Here is a 23,576-nt window from a genome sequence, read left to right as displayed (position 1 = left end):
TCTATTCCGCCTGGGTCATGCCGATGGAGCGGCAAGGTTGGTCGATCAGGGTTTTCAGTTCGGCATCCAGGCCCAGCAGGGTCAGGGTCACGCCCATCATTTCCAGAGAAGTGAAGTAGTTGCCGACGTAGCAGCGATGGATCTTCAGGCCCTTGGCCTTGAGCTGGCTTTCGACTTCGGCGTAGAAGATGTACAGCTCCATCACCGGCGTCGCGCCCAGGCCCGAGACCAGCACCACCACGCTGTCATCCTGGCTGAAATCGCGGTCGGCGAGAATCGGTGCCAGCATGCGTTCAGCCATGGCCGCTGCAGACTCGATCGGGATCACCTCGATCCCCGGGTTCGCCGTGGTGGCCGATACCCAACTCCATCTGGCCGTCCGGGATCTGGAAGTTCGGCTTGCCCACCGCGGCAATGGTGCAAGGCGTCAGGCCGATGCCGATGGAGCGGCAGTGATCGACCGCCTTCTGTGCGACGCGGATCACTCCATCCAGGTCATAGTGCTGCGCGGCGGCGGCCCCGCCGATCTTCCACATGAAGATTTCCCCGGCGACCCCGCGGCGCTTGGCGATATCGGCCTTGGGCGCCGACGCCACGTCATCGTTGGCGACCACGGTGCGGATCTGCATGTCCTTGCTGGCGGCCATTTTCATCGCCAGCTTCACGTTCATATTGTCGCCGGCATAGTTGCCGTACAGACAGGCCACGCCGGCGCCGTGATCGGCGACACGAAACGCGTCGAAGAAAACTCTTGGCGGTGGGCGACGAGAAAATTTCGCCGACGGCCACCGCGTCCACCAGGCCGGGGCCGACGTAGCCGAGAAACGCCGGCTCATGGCCGGAACCGCCGCCGGTGACGATGCCCACGCGGCCTGGGCCGGAGGGCTTGGCCTTGCTGATCACGCGGGGGTTGCTATCGCATTGGGTCAGTTCGGGATGGGCGACCAGAATGCCGCGCAGCATGTCCTCGACCACTTGGTCCGGATCGTTGATGACTCGATTCATAACGCGGGTTCCTGTTCTTGTTGTCTTGGGCGCAGTCGTTCAAGTGTGGGAGCGGGCAGGCCCGCTCCCACATTTGGATATGTGTTGGGTTCAGGGCTCGAGCACGACCTTCAAGGACTTGTCCCCGCGCTCCATTACCGCAAACGCCTCCTTGAAATCCGCCAGCGCAAACTTGTGGGTCACCACGTCGCGCATGTCGATCTTGCGCTTGCCGATAAAGTCGATGGCCCGTGGGTACATGTACGGGCCCAGGTGCGAGCCGAGTACGTCCAGCTCCTTGCGGTCGCCGATGATCGACCAATCTACCGTGGCCTCGTCGTTGAACACGCTGAATTCGACGAAACGCCCCAGCTTGCGCAGCATCGCCAGGCCCTGGTTCACCGCTTTGTGGTGTCCGGTGGCTTCGATATAGATATCGCAGCCATAGCCGTCGGTGATTTCGCGGATTTTCGCCAGTACATCAACTTCGGCCGGGTTCCAGACTTCGTCGGCGCCCATGCGCAGGGCCAGTTCGGCGCGTTCGGGTTTCATGTCGAGCACGATCAGGCGTTTGGGGTTGCGCATGCGCACCGCGCCGATGATCCCCAGGCCGAGGGTGCCGGCGCCGGCCACGACCACCACATCGTCGAAATCCACATTGGCCCGTTCCGCCGCGTGCAGCGAGCAGGCCAGCGGCTCGATCAGGATCGCTTCGTCCGGCGCGATGGAGTCCGGCACCTGGTGGATGATGCCTTCCTTGGTGAAAATCATGTACTGGGCCATGGCGCCCTGTACGTTGTTCTGGAAGCCATAGAGGTCGTGCTTCTGGCACATCCAGTACTGGCCGTGGTTGCAGAAACGGCAGCCCCAGCAGGGCACGATCTGCTCGGAAATCACCCGGTCGCCGACCTTCACCCCGCGCTTTTCAGCGCCTGGGCCCAGGGCGACCACGCGGCACACAAACTCATGCCCGGGAATCATCGGCGGCTTGACGTAGCGCGGCTGCTCGGCGTCGCCCCAGAACGACGGCGCGCCGCGATAGGTCTTGATATCGCCCATGCAGATGCCGCACAGCTCGACCTTGGTCAGGATCTCGTCGGGGCCTGGCGTCGGTACATCGACGGTTTCCAGGCGATAGTCTTCCGGGCCATGGCAGACCACGGCCTGCATGGTCTTGGGGATCACTGGGTGGAGTTGTTCGGCGGTACGTTCGGTAGCGATGGACATGACAAACCTCACGACGAATAGAAGGATTACTGAATGCTGTAGCCGCCGTCGATCACCATATTGGCGCCGGTGATCATCTGGGCTGCGTCGCTGAGCAGGTACAACGCCAGCCCGGCGATTTCATCCGGCTGGGCAAAACGGCCCGCCGGGATCTGCAATTTGGCCCGTTCGCCCACTTCGCCGGCCCAGGCTTTTTTGCCCAGGGCGGTCTCGACGATGGTGGGGGAGATGGCATTTACATTAATGTGCGGCGCCCATTCCATGGCCAGGACCTTGGTCATGCCGACAATCGCGGCCTTGCTCGCGCAATAGGCCACATGCCGATCCAGGCCGATCACCGCCGCCTGGGACGCCAGGTTGACGATGCGCCCGCTGCCCTGGGCGAGCATGTGCCGGGCGCAGGCCTGGGCCACGAAAAAACTGGCCTTGAGGTTGATATCCAGGGTGATGTCCCAGGCGTTTTCGCTGACGTCGATGGCCTTGTCCAGCATCACCACGCCGGCGCTGTTGATCAGATAATCCAGACGTTTGAAGTGCGCGAACACGTAGTCGATGCTGCTCTGCACCTGATCGAGCTGGCGCAGGTCGACGGCCAGGCCAAGATGCCCGGCGCCGAGGCTGGCGGCTACTTCTACCACGGCCGGATCGCGGTCGAGCAGCGCCACGCGCGCGCCACGCTCCACCAGCAGGCTGGCACATGCCAGACCAATCCCCGCAGCCCCACCGGTGATCACGGCGCAGCGGCCGCTGAGGTCGAAGGCTTGGTTCCAGAATCCAGACATTGGTTTAACTCCATTCTCAAAAACAGTGGAGATCGGATGTGGGAGCTGGCTTGCCTGCGATGCGCGCATCTCGGTCTGTCAGGGATTCCGAGGTGAGGCAATCGCAGGCAAGCCAGCTTCCACATTGACCGCGTTGCTATTTAGTGCCGCTGACCTGCTGGTACAGCGCATCCGCATTGGCATTGGTGACCGGCACCCACGGCAGGATGTAGTTCTTCGCGGTGCCGTCGGCCCATTTCACGTCCTTGGCATAGCGCTCCCAAATCACCGACTTGGGCTTGTAGTCTTCGCCCGCCAGTTGCCGCAGGGCTACGTCCAGTGCGCCCTGGGACTGGGCCTGGGCGTCTTGCAGGAAGGTGGTGACTTCATCTCGTTTCGCTGCCTGAATCGCGTCCGGCATGCCGTCGATGGAGGTGACAGGCACCTCCTTGGAGGTCAGTCCATGGGACTTGAGGGCCTGCACGGCGCCGAGGGCCATGTCGTCGTTTTGCGCGATCACCCCGTTGATGCCCTTGGGGTGGGCGTTCAGCCAGTCTTCAGTCAGGGTCAGGGCCTGGGCGCGGTCCCAGTTGGCAGTCTTCTTCTCGATGATCTTGATCCCGGGGTGTTTGCCCAGCACTTCCAGCTCGCCTTTTTCCCGGTCGATCTGCGCCGACTGGCCAATCGGGCCCTGGATGATCACCACATTGCCCTTGCCCTGGAGTTTGTCGACCATGGCCTGGGCCTGCAGGCGACCACCCTCGACATCGTCGTTGCCCACGTACGGCACGCTGGCGTCGGCGACCTTGGTGTTGGAGGCGATCACTACCACATCGTTGGACATTGCCTGCTTCACCGTGCCGACACCGGCCTTGGTGTCGATGGGCACGAAGAGGATCGCGTCGTAGCGCTGGGTGACCATGTTTTCGATCTGGTTGTTCTGGGTCAGTGCGTCATAGTTGCCGTCGAAGACGGTCAACTGCACGGTGCCATCCTTGACCGCCGGATGCTCCTTCAGCTCGCGCACCCAGTTCTGCATGAACTGGCCCTTGAGCCCGTATACGGCGGCGCCGATTTTGTAGGTCTTGCCATCGGCGGCCAGGGTGATGCTGCTGGCGAGCAGGGAGAGGGCCGCCACGGCGGCAAACGATGTAGCGAATTTCATAATGAGAACCCCGTTTATTGTTGTGGTCGTTCAGTTCGGTTCAGAGCAAAAGCGACTAGCGTTTTTTCTTGCGCCACACGTCAATCAACACCGCGAGTACGATGATCAAGCCCTTGGCGACCTGCTGGTAATAGGAGGACACGCCAAGCAGGTTCAGGCCGTTGTTGATCACCCCGATCAGCAGGGCGCCGAACAGCGTGCCGACGATGGTGCCGACGCCGCCGGACAGGCTGGTGCCGCCGATCACCACGGCGGCAATCGCATCCAGCTCATAGGACATACCGGCCTGGGGCAGGGCGGAGGTGGTGCGCGCGGACAGCACCACGCCCGCCAGGCCGGCGAGCAAGCCCGAGACCACGTACACCGAGAACGTCACCTTGCGCACACCGATCCCCGAGGTGCGTGCGCTTTTTTCGTTGCCGCCCACCGCGTACACATAGCGCCCGTAGGTGGTGTAGCGCAGCACCATCCAGAAGATCAGCGCGACCACCGCAAAGATAATGACCGGTATGCCAATCGGCCCGAGCTTGCCAATGCCCAGGGCCAGGTAGGCGTCCGGCAGGTCGGTGACCGGGCTGCCATCGTTGAGGATAAAGGTCATGCCCCGGGCCACACTCAGCATGCCCAGCGTGGCAACAAAAGGCGGGATCGACAGATTGGCCACCATGAAGCCGTTGACCATCCCCAGCATCGCTCCGGCGAACATCCCGGCACTGACGGCGGCGAGCAGTCCGTAGCCCTGGGTCGCGACCAGGGCGCTGCACAGCCCGGCGAAGGCGAGGATCGAACCTACCGACAGGTCGATGCCCTTGGTCAGGATCACGTAGGTCATGCCCACTGCCAGGATGCCGTTGATCGAGGTCTGGCGCAGGATGTCCATCCAGTTGCGCCAGGTCATGAAGTATTCGCTGGAAAACGCCATGACCACGCACAGCAGGATAAACACCAGTGGCAGGCCAAAGCGGTCGAGGGAAAGGCGCAGACGGCTGCGCGCGGGGGGGGTCAGTGGCGTGGCAAGGGTTTTGGCATTCATGAGGCAAGACTCAACAAGGCTTCCTGGGAAAGAGCGGTGTCGCTGCTGATAGTCACCAGCCGGCCGCCCTTGAAGACCGCGATACGGTCACTCAGGTGCAGCAGTTCCGGGGCTTCGGACGACACCACGATGGCCGCGCCACCGGCGCGCACGAACTGGTCGAGCAAGTGATAGATCTCCTGCTTGGCACCTTCGTCGATGCCCCGGGTCGGTTCATCGCACAGCAGGCACACCGGTTGGGTCGACAGGCATTTGGCGAGCACTACCTTTTGCTGGTTGCCGCCGCTCATGGACGCCACTGGCAGATCGAGGGAGGTGGTCTTGATCTGCAGGCGCTTGACCATGTCCTCGGCCAGTTGGGTTTCCTTGCGCGCATTGATCAACGACCAACTCGACAGTTGCTTGTACGCCGACAGCGCGATGTTCGAGAGGATGCTGGAGCTGAGTACCAGGCCGCTTTCCTTGCGGTCTTCGGTGACCAGGGACATGCCGGCGCGGATGGTCGCCTTGGGCAGGCCGATGGGCATCGGCTTGCCTTGCAGGGTGACGCTGCCAGCGTCCGGGGTGGTCAGGCCATAGATGCAGTTGAGGAACTCGCTGCGCCCCGAGCCCATCAGCCCGTAGATGCCGAGGATTTCGCCCTGGCGCACTTGCAGGCTGATGTCCTGGAACTCGCCGCTGCGGCTCAGGCCCTGGACGTCCAGGCAGCAGTCGGCGGCGCTTTCGCGGCCGACCTTGTGGTCGATGCGCGTCAATTCCTGGCCGACGATGCCGCGCACCAGGTGGGCGCGGTCGATATCGGCCATGCGCCCGCTTTCGACGAAGGCGCCATCGCGGAAGATGCTGTAGTCGTCGGCTATCTGCGCAAGCTCGCTGAGGCGATGGGACACATACACGATCCCGGCGCCACGGGCGGTGAGGCGGCGGATGGCCTTGAACAGGGTTTCGGCTTCGCGCTCGCCGATGGCGGACGTGGGCTCGTCCATGATCATCACCTGGCAGTCATGGCTGAACGCCTTGGCGATCTCCACCAGTTGGATCTGCGCCACGCTCAGGCGATGCATGGGGGCGCTGGCGTCGACCTCGAACTCCAGGCTTTCCAGGAGCTCGCGGGTACGCCGGTGCAGTTCCTTGCTGTCGACGATGCAGCCGGCGCGCCGTGGTTCGCGGCCCAGCCAGATGTTTTCGGCGACGCTCATGTAGGGGATCGGTTCCAGCTCCTGGGTGATCATCGCGACCCCCGCCGCCAGCGCTTCGCTGGGACGATTGAAATGTACGGGAGCGCCATTGAGCAGGATGTTGCCGGCATCACGCTGGGTGATGCCCATCAAGATACTGAGGAAGGTGGATTTGCCCGCGCCATTGCCGCCGCACAGGGCGTGCACGCTACCGGCCCGCAGCGAGAGGCGGCCGTCACGCAGGGCAGGGATGCCGGCGTAGGCCTTGGCGACGTGTTCAGCCTGGAGCAGTAATGGCGTGGCCATCGGCGTGTCCTCGTGCTGTGAATTCTTATTAGGTACACAGTCGTGTTGCTGCGTGATCATATGTGTACCAAATGAAATTCTGATCAGTCAATCTCTTTCACTGGAAACTTGTAATCGCCGGCAATTTCTTAATGTTTGGCGTTTTAGAGGGGTTTGACTGGAAGGTCAGTTAAAACGTGCTTGACAGTTGCGAGGGAATATCCGAGAAATGCCTGATCGAAATTTCACTGAGTGATCATATGATCGGTCTTAAGTTTCACCACGGCAGCGGAGCCTAATGCCATGAACACACCTTTTCCGGTGGCTATCGGATGTGACGAAGCGGGTTTTGAGCTCAAGGAGCTGTTGAAGCGCCATATCGAGACGCTGGGGTATCCGGTGACCGACTTTGGTACCCATTCCACGGCGCCGGTGCTGTACCCGGATATTGCGCTGGCGGTGGCCACGGCCATCAACGGCGGGCAGCAGCGCCTGGGAGTGCTGGTGTGTGGCACGGGCATCGGCATGGCCATCTCGGCCAATAAAGTCTTGGGTATTCGCGCGGCTCAGGCCCATGACACCTATTCGGCGGAGCGGGCGCGCAAGAGCAACGATGCGCAGATCCTGTCCATCGGTGCACGGGTGGTGGGGGCGGAGCTGGCCAAGAGCATCGTCACCGCGTTTCTGGCCTCGGAGTTCGAGGCGGCGCGTTCCGGGGCCAAGGTCGAGCGCATCAACGCCATTGAGCGTGATGGGCATCAGTAGTGGACGTAGCGGGGCAAGAGTCGGGAGAATGCGCCTTTGACGCCGAAACGGAAGCCCGTCCCCATGAGTGACAGTACCCTGCGCACCGCCAGCGATATCGATCTGATGACCGAAGTGGCGATGCTCTATTACCTTGAGAACGTCACTCAGGAAGCCATCGCCAAGCGCTTTGACCTGTCCCGGGCCAAAGTCAGCCGGCTGCTCAAGCGTGCGCGCGATGAAGGGATTGTCGAGGTGCGGGTACTGCAGCATCCGGCGATGAACAACGAATTGGAACAGGCGTTGGTGGAGCGCTTCCAGCTGGACCGTGCGTTGATCGCGGTCGATCACAGTGACGCCGACACCCAGCGCTCCGCCGTGGCCAGCCTGGTGGCCAACTACCTGAACAAGACCCTGGGCGACGGCATGATTGTCGCTGTGGGCATGGGGCGCAATGTGGGGGCGGTAGCCGATAACGTGTTTTTGCCGGTGACGCGCAACTGCACATTTGTCTGCGCCATTGGCGGTTCGCTCAAGGCGGGCGAATACATGAACCCCGACCATATCTGCCGACGCCTGGCCCTGCGTTTTGGCGGCGAGAGCGAAAGCCTGTACGCCCCGGCGCTGGTGGCCAACCCGGAACTGCGCAGCGTGTTGATCAGCAACGACACCGTACGCTCCACCCTCGACCGCGCACGGCGCGCCGATATGGCGCTGATCGGCATCGGCGACATGAGCGAGAACAGCAATATGGTGCGCATGGGCTGGTTCTCACCCCAGGAAATCGCCCAGGCGCGCTTGTCCGGCACGGTGGGTGACATGATGGGTTACGACTTTATCGACATTCATGGCCAGCCGGCGGTCAACGCCATCCAGGGGCGGGTGATCGGCTTGACGGTGCAGGAGTTATTCCGCATTCCCGATGTGGTGGCGATTGCCAGTGAAAACACCAAGGCGGCGGCGACCCTGGGGGCGTTGCGCTCGGGGGTGATCAATACGCTGGCGACCACGGTAACCAATGCCCACACCATCCTGGCGCTGGACGACGCTACCCGCAAAACCTGACCTGTCGCCTCTCAAAATATGGGCACTGGCGTGTGGGGGGGGCTGGCTTGTGTGGGAGCTGGCTTGCCTGCGATAGCATCGCCTCGATCTAACTGATACACCGAGGTGCCTGCATCGCAGGCAAGCCAGCTCCCACACAAGCCACCACGCAAGACCACGGCACAGGCTTTCGAGGGGCGGCTTTTACAGATCTTGTAATGGTTTTAAATTGTAGGGAATTTGTATTTTTCATGTAGGATTAACGTCCTTTTCTCACTGCAGGATTTGCATGAACACCCTCTCGGAGCCCCCCAGTCGTCTTTCTCCAAGACCGCTACTGCCGACGTTCCCGCTGAAACATCCTCTATTTAGGCTGCTAACCTTTTCCCGGTCATCGGACCGCGTTTTGTTGTGCCCGGCATTCTGAAAATCAATAAAGAGACAGAGACTTCTATATGGAATGGTTAGCGGATCCAACGGCCTGGCTCGGCCTGTTGACCTTGATTGTGTTGGAACTGGTACTGGGTATAGACAACCTGGTGTTTATCGCGATCCTGGCGGACAAGCTGCCACCGGAGCAGCGTGACCGTGCGCGGTTGATCGGCCTGTCCCTGGCGTTGATCATGCGCCTGGGCCTGTTGGCGAGTATTTCCTGGTTGGTGACCCTGACCCAGCCGTTGTTCGAGGTGTTCGACAAGAGCTTCTCCGGACGTGACCTGATCATGCTGTTTGGTGGTGTGTTCCTGTTGTTCAAGGCCACCATGGAGTTGCATGAGCGGCTCGAAGGGCATGTCACCGAGCGCACCGGCAATGCCGCCTACGCGATGTTCTGGCCGATTGTGGCGCAGATCGTGGTGCTGGACGCTGTGTTCTCCCTCGACGCGGTGATTACTGCGGTCGGCATGGTTGACGAGCTGGCGGTGATGATGATCGCGGTAATCGTGTCCATCGGCGTAATGATCGTGGCCAGCAAGCCGCTGACTCGCTTCGTCAATGCGCACCCGACGGTGATCATGCTGTGCCTGGGCTTCTTGATGATGATCGGTTTCGCCCTGACCGCCGAAGGTCTGGGCTTCCACATCCCGAAAGGCTACCTGTACGCGGCCATCGGCTTCTCGATCCTGATCGAGGTGTTCAACCAGATCGCCCGGGCGCGCCGCAAGAAGTCGGCGCAAGGCCTGCGGCCGATCCGTGAGCGCACTGCTCATGCGGTGATGCGTCTGCTGGGCGGTCGCAGCCTGGCGGTGGAAGAAGTGGGTGAGGACGTTACGGACCTGTTGGGCGACTCGCAGGACCATCAAGGCCCGCTGTTCGACCGTCGCGAACGGATCATGATCAGTGGTGTGCTGCAACTGGCCGAGCGGCCGATCCGCACCTTGATGACCCCGCGGGCGAATGTCGACTACATCGACTTGGCCGACGACCCTGAGACGATCCGCCTGAAACTGATGCACTCGTCCTACTCGCGCTTGCCGTTGATCCGTAACGGCGCGGTGGATGAGCCCCTGGGCTTCGTGCATAAGAAGGAGTTGCTCAAGGAGTACCTGGCCGGCAATGAGCCGAACCTGGAACACCTGGCGCGGCGGGCGATCAACCTGCTGGACAGCTTCTCGATCCTCAACGCCCTGGAGCAGATGCGCCAGGAGTCGACGCACATTGCCTTTGTGATCAACGAATTTGGCGATTTCATGGGGGTGTTGAGCATGACCGACATCCTTGAGTCCATCGCCGGTGAGTTGCCCGATGCCAGTGAAGTCGAAGGTCCGGACATCGTCGAAGAGCAGGGCGGTTATCGCGCCAATGGTGCGTTGAACCTGAACCTGATTCGCCAGCGCACCGGGTTCAAGGCTGTGGCCACCGAGGATTACCAGACCCTCGCCGGCCTGGTCATGAGCCTGTTGGATCGCCTGCCAGTGGTCGGTGACAGCCTGGAATACGAAGGCTGGCGCCTGACCGTGGCGGCGGTGGAGGAGCGGCGGGTGACGCAGGTACTGCTGATCCCTGTCGCGCTGGGTTAACGGGGCTTTGCCCGTTTGGTCGGCACACCCCGGGTGTGCCGCTCGAAGGTTCTTTTCAGGGTCTGCTCCTGGGTCTCCCAGGGGCCGAACCCCTTGAGCTTCTCTACCAGCCTGCCGTTTTTCAAGATCAGCAGCGTCGGCGTGCCGGTCACCTCGGGATGCCGTGGGGTCTGGCTGGTGTCCAGTACATAAAGCGCCGCCTGGCGTCGATAGCGACCGGCCACTTTGCTGAACAGTGGCTTGGCCGCGCCGCACGCCGCGCACTGGGGCGATACAAACAGCATAAACACCGTGCGGGGCGTCTGCAGCGCACGTCTATACGCCTGTGCGTCGTCGATCACCGTGTTGATCGGTCCCATGACAGTCTCCTTGTAGGCACTTGGCCAAACCCTAAGTCGGGTGGGCCGGACGGTCTACTGTGAGAATTCACAGGTAACGCACCCAAATGGGATGGACCGCAACGGATTGTGGCGCACGGTAGCAGTGTGTCTGCCGGCGCTGGCGGCGCGGTGATTCGTCGGTGCCTTCTTATCTCTCTGATTTAAAAACACTTGCGCGCTTCAATAGGCTTCTGCTGCTGGCTGTGGCACACTTTCTGCTGTCCATTCCGTTGTTACATACCTGATTCCGGTATAGCGGAATACACAACTTCTGGAGTGCTTGCCATGCATCGCCGACCTTCCGTGTTTAAAGCCTGTGTTTTTCTCTTCGCCGCATCGGCTTGCCTCGCCAGCCAAGTGCAGGCGGACAGCAAGCTCGATGAAGTGCTCAAACGTGGGCATCTGCTCGTCGGTACAGGCAGTACCAATGCGCCGTGGCACTTCCAGGGAGCGGATGGCAAGTTGCAGGGGTTTGATATTGATATCGGGCGCATCGTCGCCAAAGGCCTGTTCAACGACCCGAGCAAGGTCGAGTTTGTGGTGCAGTCGTCCGATGCGCGGATTCCCAACCTGTTGACCAAAAAAGTCGATATGAGCTGCCAGTTCATCACCGTCACCGCCAGCCGCGCGCAGCAGGTGGCGTTCACCCTGCCGTACTACCGCGAAGGTGTGGGCCTGTTGTTGCCGGCCAACAGCAAATACCAGCAAATCGAAGACCTGCAGGCAGCGGGGGATGACGTCACTGTGGCGGTGCTGCAAAACGTCTACGCCGAAGAGCTGGTGCACCAGGCGCTGCCCAAGGCCAAGGTGGATCAATACGACAGCGTCGACCTGATGTACCAGGCGGTGAACTCCGGGCGTGCCGACGCGGCGGCCACCGACCAGTCCTCGGTCAAGTACCTGATGGTGCAGAACCCCGGCCGCTACCGCAGCCCGAGCTACGCCTGGAGCCCGCAAACCTATGCGTGCGCGGTCAAACGTGGCGATCAGGACTGGCTGAACTTCGTCAACACCGCCCTGCACGAGGCGATGACCGGCGTCGAGTTTCCGACCTATGCAGCCTCGTTCAAGCAGTGGTTTGGCGTTGATCTGCCGACCCCGGCGATTGGTTTTCCGGTGGAATTCAAATGATTGTTGAGCGCGGGGCGTCGCAGCGGGCGCCCCAATCAAGGTAGTGCCGACCATGAACTATCAGCTGAATTTTGCCGCAGTCTGGCGCGATTTCGACACCTTGCTGGCGGGCCTCGGCCTGGGCCTGCAACTGGCCTTGCTGTCGATTGCCATCGGCTGCGTGATCGGCCTTTTGATGGCTTTTGCCATGCTGTCCAGGCACCGTGCGCTGCGGATTCTGGCCTCGGTGTATGTGACGGTGGTGCGCAACACGCCGATCCTGGTGCTGATCCTGTTGATCTACTTTGCCTTGCCCAGCCTGGGCATCCGCCTGGACAAGATCCCCTCGTTCATCATCACCCTGTCGTTGTACGCCGGGGCCTACTTGACCGAAGTGTTCCGTGCCGGCCTGTTGAATATTCCCAAGGGCCTGCGCGAAGCCGGCCTGGCGATTGGCCTGGGGGAGTGGCAGATCCGCGCCTACATCACGGTGCCGGTGATGCTGCGCAACGTGCTGCCGGCGCTGTCGAACAACTTTATCTCGCTGTTCAAGGACACCTCTCTGGCGGCGGCGATTGCCGTGCCGGAACTGACCTATTACGCCCGCAAGATCAACGTCGAAAGCTACCGGGTGATTGAAACCTGGCTGGTGACGACCGCGCTCTACGTGGCGGCCTGCTACCTCATCGCCATGCTGCTGCGTTACCTGGAGCAGCGCCTGGCGATTCGTCGATAAGAGGGGTTTTCCATGTATTGGCTGCATGAGTTGTGGATCGCCCGGGCAACCCTGTGGGCAGGGTTCCAGACCAGCGTGTATTGCTCGGTGCTGGCGATTATCTTCGGCACCCTGATCGGCATCGTCGCCGGGTTGGTGCTGACCTACGGCAAGTTCTGGATGCGCGCGCCGTTTCGTCTGTACGTTGACCTGATCCGTGGCACCCCGGTGTTTGTGCTGGTACTGGCCTGCTTCTACATGGCCCCGGCGCTGGGTTGGCAGATCAGTGCGTTCCAGGCCGGTGCCCTGGGCCTCACGCTGTTTTGCGGCTCTCATGTCGCCGAGATTGTGCGCGGTGCGTTGCAAGCCATTCCCCGTGGGCAACTGGAAGCGGGCAAGGCCATCGGCCTGACCTTCTATCAGTCCCTGGGCTATGTGTTGCTGCCCCAGGCACTGCGGCAGATTTTGCCGACCTGGGTCAATTCCTCCACCGAGATCGTCAAGGCCTCGACCCTGCTGTCGGTGATTGGTGTTGCCGAGTTGCTGTTGAGCACCCAGCAAGTGATCGCCCGGACCTTTATGACCCTGGAGTTCTACCTGTTTGCCGGCTTTCTGTTCTTTGTCATCAACTACGCCATCGAGTTATTCGGGCGCTACATTGAAAAGCGGGTGGCCTTGCCATGAATCAACCATTGCTCAACATCAGCGGCCTGCGCAAGCAATACGGTGCGGTGGAAGTCCTCAAGGGCGTTGACCTGTCGCTGCAGCGCGGCAACGTGGTGACCTTGATCGGCTCCAGCGGCTCGGGCAAGACCACGCTACTGCGCTGCGTCAACCTGCTGGAAGAGTTCCAGGGCGGGCAGATCACCCTCGACGGCGAGTCCATTGGCTATGCCGATGTTGCCGGCAAGCGCGTGCGTCACCCGGAAAAACTCATTGCCCAACACCGCGCCATGACTGGCATGGCGTTCCAGCAATTCAACCTGTTCCCCCATCTGACGGCGTTGCAGAACATCACCCTGGGCCTGCTCAAGGTCAAGCATATGGGCAAGGACGAGGCGGTAGCCCTCGCGGAAAAATGGCTGGAGCGCGTCGGCCTGCTGGAACGGCGCAACCACTTCCCCGGTCAGTTGTCCGGCGGCCAGCAACAGCGGGTGGCGATTGCCCGGGCGATTGCAATGAACCCCAGTCTGATGCTGTTCGACGAAGTGACCTCAGCGCTGGACCCGGAGTTGGTCGGCGAGGTGCTCAGTGTGATCAAGGGCCTGGCGCAAGAGGGCATGACCATGTTGCTGGTGACCCACGAAATGCGCTTTGCCTACGAGGTTTCGGACAACATCGTGTTTATGAACCAGGGGCGGATTGAAGAGCAGGGCCCGCCCAAAGCGGTCTTTGAGCGCCCGCAATCGCCACGCCTGGCGGAATTTCTGAAAAATATTCGTTTTTAATCAAGGAGCAACTTTATGAGCATTACTCGTTACGGCGCCGGCAGCACTGCCGGCGGTGGCCAACCCCGCCCATTTGCCCGTGCAGTGGAGGCTGATGGCTGGTTGTACGTGTCGGGCCAGGTGCCGGCGGTGGAGGGCGAGATTATCAACGGCGGGATTGTCGAGCAGACCCACCAGACCATGAAGAACGTGGTGGCGATCCTTGAAGAGGCCGGCTACGCGCTTGAAGACGTGGTCCGGGTCGGCGTATGGCTGGAAGACCCACGGGATTTCTGGAGTTTCAACAAAGTCTTTGGCGAATACTTCACCCCCGAACACGCCCCGGCGCGGGCCTGTGTGCAGGCGAATATGATGGTCGATTGCAAGGTTGAGATTGATTGCGTGGCCTACAAGAAAAAAGGCTAAATGCCCGATCTCAAGACCACTAAAAATTCAATGTGAGAGTGAATTCGGGTGGGAGCGGGCTTGCTCGCGAAAGCGGTGTATCAGTGCCAGATTTGTTGGCTGGCACGCCGCTTTCGCGAGCAAGCCCGCTCCCACACAAAGCGACTCTTACATGGACCTCTTACGCTGATGAAGACCGCCATGACCGAAGACACCATCAAGCGCCGCGCAAAAGGCCTGGACCGAGCGTTCGATATCCTCGATTTTCTCAAGGAAGTCGGCCAGCCCCTGCGCCCCAATGATATTGCCAGTGGCATTGGCAGCCCCAAGTCCACGGTCTATGAACTGGTCGCCTCCCTGCTGGAGCGGCGGATTCTCGAAACCGTGGGCAAGGATGGGCACGTGTACCTGGGCCGTCAGCTGTACTTCCTCGGCCAGGCCCACTTGCGCCATTTCGACCTGACCCGCGAGGCCGATCACGCCTTGCAGGAGATCGTCAGCCAAACCCACGAGACGGCGCAGATGTGCCTGCTCAACGGGCGCAAGTACACGGTGGCGCTGATGCGCGAGGGCGAGCGGCACTTCCGGATTTCTTCGGATATCGGTGAAAACGCGCCCATCCCCTGGACTGCGTCCGGGCGCCTGTTGCTGGGGCATTTGAGCGACCAGCAGATCATCGACCTGATCGACCACGACGACTTTATCCTGCCGGACGGCCAGCGTTTACCCCTGGACACCTTCCTCGGGCAGATCCGCCAGGCCAGCGTCGATGGCTTCTTTTCCTTCGATAGTGTTGCCGACACCTTTACCCACTGCTTTGCCGCCCCGGTGCGTGACGCCCAGGGTGTCGCCATTGCGACCCTGTGCATCGTCGCCCCACGGGCCGACGCCAAGAACAATTACGACGACTACCGCCGGGTGCTGATCGAAAGCGCCAATAACCTGGCCCGTCGCATCAATGAATAGCGAAACGGAGTAACCCCATGTCTGCCTTCAATGCCGTTGAAAAAGGCGCCGCCGCCAGCGGTGCCCACCTGGTACGCGACGTCAGCCTGCCCGCCCTGGTGCTGCACCGCGCGGCCCTGGAACACAACATCCGCTGGATGCAGGACTTTGTCAGCAACAGCGGCGCGCAACTGGCGCCCCATGGCAAGACCAGCATGATGCCGGCGCTGTTTCAGCGTCAGTTGGCGCAGGGCGCCTGGGGCATCACCCTGGCTACCGCGGTGCAGACCCGCGCGGCCTATGCCGGTGGCGTGCGCCGGGTATTGATGGCCAACCAACTGGTGGGCGCGCCGAACATGGCGCTGATCGCCGAGCTGCTGGCTGACCCCGACTTTGACTTCCATTGCCTGGTCGATCACCCGGACAACGTCGCTGACCTGGGCGCATTCTTCGCCGCCCGTGGCCTGCGCCTGAACGTGATGATCGAATACGGCGTGGTCGGCGGCCGCTGCGGTTGCCGCAGCGAGCAAGAGGTGCTGGACCTGGCGCGGGCAATCAAGGCCCAGCCGGCCCTGGCACTTACCGGGATCGAAGGTTATGAAGGGGTGATCCACGGCGAGCATGCCATCAGCGGAATCCGCGAGTTTGCTGCGTCCCTGGTGCGCCTGGCGGTGGATATGCAGAACAGCGGGGCCTTTGACCTGGGCAAGCCGATCATCACCGCGTCGGGTTCGGCCTGGTATGACCTGATCGCCGAGTCTTTCGCCGCGCAAAACGCCGAAGGGCGCTTCCTCAGCGTGCTGCGCCCCGGCAGCTATGTGGCCCACGACCACGGCATCTACAAGGAGGCGCAATGCTGCGTGCTGGACCGGCGCAGCGACCTCACGGAGGGCCTGCGCCCGGCCCTGGAAGTCTGGGCCCATGTGCAGTCGTTGCCGCAGCCGGGGTTTGCAGTGATCGCCCTGGGCAAGCGCGACGTGGCCTACGACGCCGGCCTGCCGGTGCCCCTCAAGCGCTACAAGGCCGGCGTGCTGCCGGCGGTGGGCGATGACGTGAGTGCCTGCAAGGTCACGGCGGTGATGGACCAGCACGCCTTCATGAGCGTGGCGGCGGGGGTTGAACTGCGTATTGGCGACATCATCTCGTTTGGCACCTCGCACCCGTGCCTGACCTTTGATAAGTGGCAGGTGGGGTGTTTGGTGGATGAGCAGTTGCAGGTGATCGGGACATTGCACACCTGTTTCTAGACCGCGTCGCGGCCATCGCGGGCAAGCCAGCTCCCACATTGGGATTTGTGAACACATTCAAATGTGGGAGCTGGCGGGCCTGGGATGAGGCCCCAAAACCCAGCCGAGAATCCAAATATGACCCCACACCCGCGCATCGCCCTGATCGGCGAATGCATGATCGAACTACAACACCGCGCCGACGGCAGCCTGCAACAGAGCTTCGGTGGCGACACCCTGAACACCGCCGTCTACCTGCGCCGCGAGCTGGGGGCCAGCAGCACGGTGGATTACGTCACCGCCCTGGGCGATGACAGTTTCAGCGATGCCATGTGCCAGCAATGGGCCGCCGAAGGCCTTGGCCTGGACCGGGTCCAGCGCTTGCCGGGGCGTCTGCCGGGTCTGTATTGCATCCAGACCGATGCCAACGGCGAGCGCAAATTCCTCTATTGGCGCAACGAAGCGGCGGTGCGCGATTGCTTCACCACGCCAGGGGCCGAGCCGGTCCTGGCGGCCTTGCCGTGTTATGACGTGCTGTATTTCAGCGGTATCACCCTGGCTGTATTGGGCGAAGTGGGGCGCGTGCGCCTGTTGGCCGCGTTGCTGGAAGCCCGCCAGCGTGGCGCCCGGGTGGTGTTCGACAACAACTACCGGCCGCGTCTGTGGGCCAGTGTCGAAGCCGCTCGTGAGGCCTATCAGCAGGTGTTGGCGCAGGTGGATATGGCCTTGCTCACCGAAGACGACGAGCGTGCCCTGTTTGGCTATGCCGACAGTGAGCAGGTGTTCGCCGCTTATCCAGGGATCGAGGAAGTGGTGCTCAAGCGCGGCGCGGATGACTGCCTGATTCGCCAGGGCGGCGAGCGTTTTGCGGTGCCGGCGCAGGTAGTCGAAAAGGTGGTGGACACCACGGCGGCGGGGGATTCGTTCAGCGCGGCGTATCTGGCCAGTCGGCTCAGGGGTGGTTCACCGCAAGAGGCGGCTTTGGCGGGGCATCGGTTGGCCAGCCGGGTGATCCAGATTCCGGGTGCGCTGATTCCCAGGGACTGATCGTTCCCACGCGGAGCGTGGGAACGATCAGGGTGCTCTAGTCGCGGTAGAACACCTGCACCAAGTGATACCCAAACTTGCTCTTGATCGGCCCATGCACCACCCGCAGCGGTTTCTTGAAAATCACCGCATCAATCACCCCGACCATCTGCCCCGGCCGCACTTCACCCAGATCGCCGCCGCGCTTGCCGGACGGGCAGATGGAGAACTTCTTGGCCAGCACATCAAAGGCTTCGCCCTTGGCAATACGCTGCTTGAGTTGTTCGGCTTCTTCGCTGGTCTTGACCAGGATATGGCGGGCTTGGGCTTTCATCGGGCAGTTACCTTGCAACGGTCGGGCTTGAAGGCGCGGGATTATGCATCAACTTGGCCTTTGACGCCGATCATGCTGCGGATTTTCGTGGCCAACTGGTCGATGGAAAACGGCTTGGCCACCATGTCCATGCCGTCCTCCAGAAAGCCCTGGCGCTCGGCGGCGGTCTCGGCGTAGCCGGTCATGAACAGCACCCTGAGTGTAGGGCGGTGCTGGCGGGCGATTTCCGCCAGTTGCCGGCCGTTCATGCCGGGCAGGCCGACATCGGTCACCAGCAAGTCCACCCGCAGGTCAGACTCCAGCAGTGGCAGGGCTGCGCGTGCGTCGGCCGCCTGGTGGGCGGTGTAGCCCAATTCATCCAGCAGGTTGACCACCAGCATACGCACCGCCGCATCGTCCTCGACCACCACCACGGCTTCGCCGTCCAGCGCCAGGGGGGCTTCCACGGGGACCTGCGGCGGGACTTTTTCCAGGGCGGTGCCATGCAGGCGCGGCAGGTACAGGCGCACGCAGGTGCCCCGGCCCGGTTCACTGTGGATCGTGACGTGGCCGCCCGATTGCTGGGCAAAACCATAGATCATCGACAATCCCAGGCCGGTGCCCTGGCCGATGGGCTTGGTGGTAAAGAAGGGGTCGAAGGCCTTGGCCAGGATTTTCGGGGTCATGCCGGCGCCGTTGTCGCACACGCCGAGCATCACGTAGTCGCCGGCCTTGACCGGCTCCAGGGTGGTGATGTCGGTGCCGTCAAGGTAGCTGTTGGCGGTCTCGATGCTCAGTAGCCCACCATCAGGCATGGCATCGCGGGCGTTGATCACCAGGTTGAGCAGGGCGTTTTCCAGTTGGCTGGCGTCGGTGTTTACCGGCCAGATATCGCTGCCCAGCTGCACCTTGAGTTCGATATGGGCGCCTTTGGTACGGCGGAACAGGTCTTCCAGGGACGCGACCAACTGGTTCGGGTCCAGGGGCCGGCGGTCCAGGGACTGGCGCCGGGAGAAGGCCAGCAGGCGATGGGTCAGGGCGGCGGCGCGATGGGCCGAGGACACGGCGGCGTCGGTGAAACGGCCGATCTCATCGCTACGGCCGGCGGCGATGTAGCGCTGCATCAGGTCCAGGCTGCCGATGATCCCGGTGAGCATATTGTTGAAGTCATGGGCTATCCCACCGGTAAGCTGGCCGACCGCTTCCATTTTTTGCGCATGGCGCAGCGCGTCTTCGGCACGCTCGCGCTCGAACATCTCGTTTTGCAGGCGCTGGTTGGCTTCGGCCAAGGCCTGGGTACGCTGGGCCACGCGTTCTTCGAGGTTGTCGTTGAGGTGGCGCAGGGCTTCCTCGGTGAGTTTGCGCTCGGTCTCATCAATCACAAAGATGTAGAAACCATTGACCGAGCCATCGGCGCTGAAGCGTGGCAGGTACTTCATCAGCGCATGCCGGGGCCGGCCATCGCGATGGGGGGTGACGGTAATGAAACTGCAGGCCTTGCCCTTGAGTGCGGCGGCGATCTTATCGGCGCGCCCGGCATAGATCTCGGCGCCGATCACTTCGCGGATGGTCTTGCCATACAGCTCTTGCGGGGTCAGGCCATACCAGTCGAGGTAGGCGCTGTTGTTCAGGCGAAAGCGCTCTTCGTGATCGACATAACCGATCAGCACCGGCATCGCGTTGATGATCAACTGCAGCTCGGTCTGGCTCTGGCGCAGAGCTTGTTCGGTGTGCTTGCGTTCGGTCAGGTCCAGGGCCGCCCCGAGAAAACGCGCTGGTCGGCCGTGGTGATCCTTGTAGCAGCGGCCACGGGCAAACACCCAGCGCACCTGGCCGTCGGCCTGGAGCAGGCGATATTCCTCGGCGTACTCGGAGCCATGGCTGATGCAATGCTTGATGCTGCGGGCCACCATGCCACGGTCTTCCGGGTGCACGCCTTGCAGGTAATCACTGATGGGCAACTGCCGGGCTTTAGCCGGATCAACCCCATGCAGTTGGGCAAAATGGCTGTCGGCAATAAAGCGGTCTTCGCTGATATCCCAGTCCCAGGTGCCCACTGCATCGGTGGCGGCCAGGGCCAGTTGCAAGCGTTGCTCGGTATCGTGCTGGGCCTTGAGGCTGGCCTCGGAGCGTTGTTGCAGCTCCTGGGCGAGTTGCCGGCGCTCGTTGGTTTCAATCGCCGTCACCAGGACCCCGGCGACCCGGCCGCGTTCGTCGCGGATCGGGCTGTAGGTCAGGTCCAGCCAGATTTCCGTATCACGGTGATTGCGCTGCAGGATAAAACGCTGCTCGCTGAAGGTGCGCACCTGGCCGGACAGTACGGCGCTGTAGATCGGGGCGGTGAAGTGTTGCATCTCCGGCCAGACCTGGTGGGTCGGCTGGCCGAAGGCCTGGGGGTGCTTGTTGCCGGCCAGCAGTGCGAAGCCATCGTTGTAGATCTGCGTGAGTTCGTCGCCCCACAGCAACAGCATCGGCATCGGTGAGTGGATGACGATATCGACTGCCGTGCGCAGGCTTTGTGGCCAATGGCTGGCATCACCGAGGGGGCTTGTGGCCCAGTCCAGCCGTGCGATCAGGGCCGCGGCCTGGCTGCCGGTGGGTGATCCGTTCATGTGTAAGTGTCCCGCGCGTAACGCTTGAAGAATGACAGAGGCCGATTATCCCGTGCTGCGGAAACGGCTGCCTACCCCCCGGAAAATAGCATGCTTGAGGGGTTTATCTTCAAATGAGTGTGTGGGCGCTGAAACCTTTCATCCTTTATGCCAGCTCAGGGCGGTCGCGAAACTGCTCCAGGGCTTCGGGGTTGGCCAGGGCATCGGTGTTTTTCACCGGTTCGCCATGCACGACATTCCTTACCGCCAACTCGACGATCTTGCCGCTGATGGTGCGCGGGATGTCGCTGACACTGAGGATCTTCGCCGGCACATGGCGCGGCGTGGTGTTGGCGCGGATCACCTCGCGGATCTGCTGCTCAAGCGCGGCGTCCAGGTGTTCACCGTCATTGAGGCGCACAAACAGCACCACGCGCACGTCGTCCTGCCAGCGTTGGCCGATGGCCAGGCTTTCCAGGACCTGGGGGACTTTTTCCACCTGGCGGTAGATTTCCGCCGTACCGATGCGCACGCCACCGGGGTTGAGCACCGCATCCGAACGGCCATGGATCAGCAGGCTGCCATTGGCGCGTTGCTCGGCATAGTCGCCCTGGGCCCAGACGCCGGGGAACTGGCTGAAATACGAGGCGCGCAGTTTTTCCCCCTGTGGGTCATTCCACAGGCCAATGGGCATGGCCGGGAAGTGCCGGGTGCACACCAGTTCGCCTTTTTCACCGACCAGCGCCCGGCCCTGGTCGTCCCACACTTCGATGGCCATCGCCAGGCTCTTGCACTGCATTTCGCCGCGCCGTACCGGCAGCACCGGGTTGCCGATGACAAAGCAGGAGACGATATCGGTACCGCCCGACATCGACGACAGGCACAGCTCCTGTTTGATGTCGCGGTACACGTAGTCGTAGCTCTGGGGCGACAGTGGCGAGCCGGTCGAGATCAGGCCCTTGAGGCTGCCCAGGTCATGGCTGCGACGCGGTTGCAGGCCGGCCTTTTCCAGGGTAGCGAGGAATTTCGGGCTGGTGCCGAACACGCTGATGCGCTCCTGGTCGATCAGGTCAATCAGACGCTCCGGCCCCGGATGAAACGGTGAGCCGTCGTACAGCACTACCGTGGCGCCGATGGCCAGGACCGAGACCAGCCAGTTCCACATCATCCAGCCGCAGGTGGTGTAGTAAAACAGGCAGTCGTCGCGTGACAGGTCGGCGTGCAGGCCATGTTCCTTGAGGTGAGTCAGCAGCACGCCGCCGGTACCGTGGATGATGCATTTGGGCACGCCGGTGGTGCCGCTGGAGTAGAGGATGTACAACGGATGGTCGAAGGGTACGGCGACAAACTGCGGTTCGCCGCCGGGGCGGTAGAAGTCATCCCACAGGGCGACGTTGGCCTGGGTCGGGTAATCCTCGACGCGCGCCTCGGGTCGGGCGTAGGGCACGATGATCAGGTGTTGCAGGGACGGCAGGCGGTCGAGGATTTCATTGAGCTTGGCGCTCTGGTCGATCAGCTTGCCGGCATAGCGATAACCGGCGCAGGTGATCAGCACCTTGGGCTCGATCTGGCCGAAGCGGTCGATCACCCCTTGGGTGCCGAAGTCCGGCGAGGAACACGACCAGATCGCCCCGAGGCTGGTAGTGGCAAGCATGCCCACCAGGGTTTGCCAGGTATTGGGCATGCACGCCGCCACCCGATCACCCAGGCCCACGCCCGCCGCTTGCAGGCTGCGTTGCAGGCCGGCGACGTGGCGGGCCAGTTCGGCATAGCTCAGTTGTTCGCGCTGGCCGTCTTCGCCGATAGCGACCACGGCGGGGTGGTCATCGCGGCGGCGCAGCAGGTGCTCGGCAAAGTTCAGGGTGGCGCCGGGAAACCACTGGGCGCTGGGCATCGGCGTGCCTTCCACCAGCACGGTGCTGGGTGGCGTACGAAACTGCACGTCGAAGAACTCGACAATCGCCGCCCAGAAATCCGGGCGCTGGTCGATGCTCCATTGGTGCAGGGTGGGGTAATCGTTGATCTGCAAGGCGTGGCGATCATTGATAAAGCGCCGGAACTGGTCCATCCGGGTGGTGTGGATGCGTTCCGGGCTGGGTTGCCAGAGGATATCGGACATGGCGCACTCTCTTGTTCTTGTATGAAATCTGCCAGGCACCACACATCCAAACTGTGGGCGCAGGCAAGCCAACGCCTACAGGGGATGTGTGGTGTTTGGGTTACTGGGCCAACCACCCACCATCAATATTCCACGCCGCGCCACGCACCTGGCTGCCGGCTTCACTGCACAGGAACAGTACCAGTTCACCCAGTTGCGGTGGGGTGACGAACTCCAGGGAGGGCTGCTTCTCGGCCAGCAGATCATGCTGGGCCTGTTGCGGGTCTACGCCTGCAGCAATGCGATCGTCGATCTGCTTTTGCACCAGCGGGGTCAGGACCCAGCCGGGGCAGATGGCATTGCAGGTCACATTGCTGGTGGCGGTTTCCAGGCCGACCACTTTGGTCAGGCCGATCACCCCGTGCTTGGCCGCGACGTACGCGGCCTTGCCGACCGAGCCGACCTGGCCGTGTACCGAGGCGATATTGACGATCCGCCCCCAGCCCTTGGCCTTCATGCCCGGCAGGCTCAGGCGCGTGCTGTGGAACACCGACGACAGGTTGATCGCGATGATCGAGTCCCAGCGCTCCACCGGGAAGTCTTCCACTGCCGCCACATGCTGAATGCCCGCGTTGTTCACCAGGATGTCGATGCCGCCGAACTCGCGCTCGGCGTAGGCGACCATCTCGGCGATTTGCGCCGGGTCGCTGACATCCGCCGGGTGATGGCCGACTTTGCCGCCGAAGGCCTGCACCTGGGCGATCACCGCGCTGGCATCGCCGAACCCGTTGAGGATCAGATTGGCGCCGGCCTTGGCCAGGCTCAGGGCAATCCCCAGGCCGATGCCGCTGGTGGAGCCGGTGACCAGGGCGGTCTTGCCGTTCAATGTCGTCATGAAAAC

The 23,576-nt window shown here is 62.1% G+C and carries 21 protein-coding genes and 1 pseudogene; 11 read left to right on the top strand and 11 right to left on the bottom strand.

Annotation, left to right across the window (positions count from 1 at the left end; all coding sequences use genetic code 11):
- Position 1 precedes the first annotated feature (1 nt).
- The 6 genes and pseudogenes from PSH80_RS15025 to PSH80_RS15000 all read right to left on the bottom strand — a co-directional run bounded on the left by PSH80_RS15025 (position 2) and on the right by PSH80_RS15000 (position 6,654).
- Positions 2-1,005: pseudogene (locus PSH80_RS15025) on the bottom strand (dihydroxyacetone kinase subunit DhaK).
- 90 nt (positions 1,006-1,095) lie between these two features.
- A complete protein-coding gene (locus PSH80_RS15020; protein WP_115128447.1) occupies positions 1,096-2,211 on the bottom strand; it encodes an alcohol dehydrogenase catalytic domain-containing protein in 1,116 nt (371 codons plus the stop codon).
- 26 nt (positions 2,212-2,237) lie between these two features.
- Positions 2,238-2,993 carry an SDR family oxidoreductase gene (locus tag PSH80_RS15015; RefSeq protein WP_057959240.1) on the bottom strand — a complete coding sequence of 252 codons (756 nt, stop codon included), beginning with the start codon at positions 2,991-2,993 and terminating at the stop codon, positions 2,238-2,240.
- A gap of 136 nt (positions 2,994-3,129) precedes the next feature.
- Entirely contained in the window at positions 3,130-4,137 is a 1,008-nt protein-coding gene (locus tag PSH80_RS15010; protein WP_057959241.1) for a substrate-binding domain-containing protein, read from the bottom strand.
- A 55-nt stretch (positions 4,138-4,192) separates the two neighbouring features.
- Positions 4,193-5,170 carry an ABC transporter permease gene (locus PSH80_RS15005; RefSeq protein ID WP_057959242.1) on the bottom strand — a complete coding sequence of 326 codons (978 nt, stop codon included), beginning with the start codon at positions 5,168-5,170 and terminating at the stop codon, positions 4,193-4,195.
- The gene (locus PSH80_RS15000; RefSeq protein ID WP_057444030.1) at positions 5,167-6,654 is read right to left on the bottom strand and encodes a sugar ABC transporter ATP-binding protein; all 1,488 of its coding nucleotides are present in this window, start codon (positions 6,652-6,654) and stop codon (positions 5,167-5,169) included. The genes PSH80_RS15005 and PSH80_RS15000 overlap by 4 nt, the downstream gene beginning before the upstream one ends.
- A 282-nt stretch (positions 6,655-6,936) precedes the next feature.
- On the opposite strand from PSH80_RS15000, the gene rpiB reads away from it, so the two are divergent.
- From rpiB to PSH80_RS14985, 3 genes are all read left to right on the top strand, one after another.
- Positions 6,937-7,398 (top strand): ribose 5-phosphate isomerase B, encoded by a 462-nt coding sequence (rpiB, locus tag PSH80_RS14995; RefSeq protein WP_057959243.1) that lies wholly within the window; start codon positions 6,937-6,939, stop codon positions 7,396-7,398.
- A 63-nt stretch (positions 7,399-7,461) separates the two neighbouring features.
- The gene (locus tag PSH80_RS14990) at positions 7,462-8,442 is read left to right on the top strand and encodes a sugar-binding transcriptional regulator (protein ID WP_029293725.1); all 981 of its coding nucleotides are present in this window, start codon (positions 7,462-7,464) and stop codon (positions 8,440-8,442) included.
- A gap of 434 nt (positions 8,443-8,876) precedes the next feature.
- The gene (locus PSH80_RS14985) at positions 8,877-10,439 is read left to right on the top strand and encodes a TerC family protein (protein ID WP_057959244.1); all 1,563 of its coding nucleotides are present in this window, start codon (positions 8,877-8,879) and stop codon (positions 10,437-10,439) included.
- Here the strand turns inward: PSH80_RS14985 and PSH80_RS14980 are convergent.
- Complete coding sequence (locus tag PSH80_RS14980; RefSeq protein WP_057959245.1) at positions 10,436-10,798, bottom strand: co-chaperone YbbN; 363 nt, start codon at positions 10,796-10,798, stop codon at positions 10,436-10,438. The two genes, PSH80_RS14985 and PSH80_RS14980, sit on opposite strands and share 4 nt — an antisense overlap.
- 306 nt (positions 10,799-11,104) lie before the next feature.
- On the opposite strand from PSH80_RS14980, the gene PSH80_RS14975 reads away from it, so the two are divergent.
- From PSH80_RS14975 to PSH80_RS14940, 8 genes are all read left to right on the top strand, one after another.
- Positions 11,105-11,950, top strand: a complete 846-nt coding sequence (locus PSH80_RS14975) for a transporter substrate-binding domain-containing protein (RefSeq protein WP_305417313.1) — start codon at positions 11,105-11,107, stop codon at positions 11,948-11,950.
- A gap of 52 nt (positions 11,951-12,002) precedes the next feature.
- A complete protein-coding gene (locus PSH80_RS14970) occupies positions 12,003-12,665 on the top strand; it encodes an amino acid ABC transporter permease (RefSeq protein ID WP_057440843.1) in 663 nt (220 codons plus the stop codon).
- Between the two features lie 12 nt (positions 12,666-12,677).
- Positions 12,678-13,328 (top strand): amino acid ABC transporter permease, encoded by a 651-nt coding sequence (locus tag PSH80_RS14965; RefSeq protein ID WP_057440845.1) that lies wholly within the window; start codon positions 12,678-12,680, stop codon positions 13,326-13,328.
- Positions 13,325-14,092, top strand: a complete 768-nt coding sequence (locus PSH80_RS14960) for an amino acid ABC transporter ATP-binding protein (RefSeq protein ID WP_057440847.1) — start codon at positions 13,325-13,327, stop codon at positions 14,090-14,092. Before PSH80_RS14965 ends, PSH80_RS14960 begins: the two co-directional genes overlap by 4 nt.
- A 15-nt stretch (positions 14,093-14,107) precedes the next feature.
- The gene (locus tag PSH80_RS14955; protein ID WP_200659689.1) at positions 14,108-14,497 is read left to right on the top strand and encodes a RidA family protein; all 390 of its coding nucleotides are present in this window, start codon (positions 14,108-14,110) and stop codon (positions 14,495-14,497) included.
- A gap of 180 nt (positions 14,498-14,677) precedes the next feature.
- Positions 14,678-15,442 carry an IclR family transcriptional regulator gene (locus tag PSH80_RS14950; RefSeq protein ID WP_057440989.1) on the top strand — a complete coding sequence of 255 codons (765 nt, stop codon included), beginning with the start codon at positions 14,678-14,680 and terminating at the stop codon, positions 15,440-15,442.
- Positions 15,443-15,459: 17 nt separating this feature from the next.
- Positions 15,460-16,668, top strand: coding sequence for an amino acid deaminase (locus tag PSH80_RS14945; RefSeq protein WP_120733410.1), 1,209 nt, complete (start codon positions 15,460-15,462; stop codon positions 16,666-16,668).
- Positions 16,669-16,785: 117 nt separating this feature from the next.
- The gene (locus PSH80_RS14940; protein ID WP_057959248.1) at positions 16,786-17,694 is read left to right on the top strand and encodes a sugar kinase; all 909 of its coding nucleotides are present in this window, start codon (positions 16,786-16,788) and stop codon (positions 17,692-17,694) included.
- Positions 17,695-17,731: 37 nt separating this feature from the next.
- On the opposite strand, the gene PSH80_RS14935 is transcribed toward PSH80_RS14940, so the two are convergent.
- The 4 genes from PSH80_RS14935 to PSH80_RS14920 all read right to left on the bottom strand — a co-directional run bounded on the left by PSH80_RS14935 (position 17,732) and on the right by PSH80_RS14920 (position 23,570).
- Positions 17,732-18,007 (bottom strand): peptidylprolyl isomerase, encoded by a 276-nt coding sequence (locus tag PSH80_RS14935; protein ID WP_057959249.1) that lies wholly within the window; start codon positions 18,005-18,007, stop codon positions 17,732-17,734.
- A 41-nt stretch (positions 18,008-18,048) separates the two neighbouring features.
- Positions 18,049-20,598 carry a PAS domain-containing protein gene (locus tag PSH80_RS14930; RefSeq protein ID WP_305417307.1) on the bottom strand — a complete coding sequence of 850 codons (2,550 nt, stop codon included), beginning with the start codon at positions 20,596-20,598 and terminating at the stop codon, positions 18,049-18,051.
- Positions 20,599-20,743: 145 nt separating this feature from the next.
- Complete coding sequence (locus PSH80_RS14925; RefSeq protein WP_057959251.1) at positions 20,744-22,696, bottom strand: acetoacetate--CoA ligase; 1,953 nt, start codon at positions 22,694-22,696, stop codon at positions 20,744-20,746.
- A 100-nt stretch (positions 22,697-22,796) separates the two neighbouring features.
- Positions 22,797-23,570 carry a 3-hydroxybutyrate dehydrogenase gene (locus PSH80_RS14920; RefSeq protein ID WP_057959252.1) on the bottom strand — a complete coding sequence of 258 codons (774 nt, stop codon included), beginning with the start codon at positions 23,568-23,570 and terminating at the stop codon, positions 22,797-22,799.
- Positions 23,571-23,576: the final 6 nt, after the last annotated feature.

The organism is Pseudomonas sp. FP818 (genome assembly GCF_030687335.1).
GTDB lineage: Bacteria > Pseudomonadota > Gammaproteobacteria > Pseudomonadales > Pseudomonadaceae > Aquipseudomonas > Aquipseudomonas shahriarae.
This window is presented reverse-complemented; position numbering and strand designations above follow the sequence as displayed.

Coding starts and splice junctions, on each gene's coding strand:
- PSH80_RS14990 (WP_029293725.1), top strand. CDS start 7,462: ATGAGTGACAGTACCCTGCGCACCGCCAGCGATATCGATCTGATGACC.
- PSH80_RS15015 (WP_057959240.1), bottom strand. CDS start 2,993: ATGTCTGGATTCTGGAACCAAGCCTTCGACCTCAGCGGCCGCTGCGCC.
- PSH80_RS15010 (WP_057959241.1), bottom strand. CDS start 4,137: ATGAAATTCGCTACATCGTTTGCCGCCGTGGCGGCCCTCTCCCTGCTC.
- PSH80_RS14980 (WP_057959245.1), bottom strand. CDS start 10,798: ATGGGACCGATCAACACGGTGATCGACGACGCACAGGCGTATAGACGT.
- PSH80_RS14965 (WP_057440845.1), top strand. CDS start 12,678: ATGTATTGGCTGCATGAGTTGTGGATCGCCCGGGCAACCCTGTGGGCA.
- PSH80_RS14940 (WP_057959248.1), top strand. CDS start 16,786: ATGACCCCACACCCGCGCATCGCCCTGATCGGCGAATGCATGATCGAA.
- PSH80_RS14935 (WP_057959249.1), bottom strand. CDS start 18,007: ATGAAAGCCCAAGCCCGCCATATCCTGGTCAAGACCAGCGAAGAAGCC.
- PSH80_RS14985 (WP_057959244.1), top strand. CDS start 8,877: ATGGAATGGTTAGCGGATCCAACGGCCTGGCTCGGCCTGTTGACCTTG.
- PSH80_RS15000 (WP_057444030.1), bottom strand. CDS start 6,654: ATGGCCACGCCATTACTGCTCCAGGCTGAACACGTCGCCAAGGCCTAC.
- PSH80_RS14960 (WP_057440847.1), top strand. CDS start 13,325: ATGAATCAACCATTGCTCAACATCAGCGGCCTGCGCAAGCAATACGGT.
- PSH80_RS15020 (WP_115128447.1), bottom strand. CDS start 2,211: ATGTCCATCGCTACCGAACGTACCGCCGAACAACTCCACCCAGTGATC.
- PSH80_RS14955 (WP_200659689.1), top strand. CDS start 14,108: ATGAGCATTACTCGTTACGGCGCCGGCAGCACTGCCGGCGGTGGCCAA.
- PSH80_RS14920 (WP_057959252.1), bottom strand. CDS start 23,570: ATGACGACATTGAACGGCAAGACCGCCCTGGTCACCGGCTCCACCAGC.
- rpiB (WP_057959243.1), top strand. CDS start 6,937: ATGAACACACCTTTTCCGGTGGCTATCGGATGTGACGAAGCGGGTTTT.
- PSH80_RS14975 (WP_305417313.1), top strand. CDS start 11,105: ATGCATCGCCGACCTTCCGTGTTTAAAGCCTGTGTTTTTCTCTTCGCC.
- PSH80_RS14950 (WP_057440989.1), top strand. CDS start 14,678: ATGACCGAAGACACCATCAAGCGCCGCGCAAAAGGCCTGGACCGAGCG.
- PSH80_RS15005 (WP_057959242.1), bottom strand. CDS start 5,170: ATGAATGCCAAAACCCTTGCCACGCCACTGACCCCCCCCGCGCGCAGC.
- PSH80_RS14945 (WP_120733410.1), top strand. CDS start 15,460: ATGTCTGCCTTCAATGCCGTTGAAAAAGGCGCCGCCGCCAGCGGTGCC.
- PSH80_RS14930 (WP_305417307.1), bottom strand. CDS start 20,598: ATGAACGGATCACCCACCGGCAGCCAGGCCGCGGCCCTGATCGCACGG.
- PSH80_RS14925 (WP_057959251.1), bottom strand. CDS start 22,696: ATGTCCGATATCCTCTGGCAACCCAGCCCGGAACGCATCCACACCACC.
- PSH80_RS14970 (WP_057440843.1), top strand. CDS start 12,003: ATGAACTATCAGCTGAATTTTGCCGCAGTCTGGCGCGATTTCGACACC.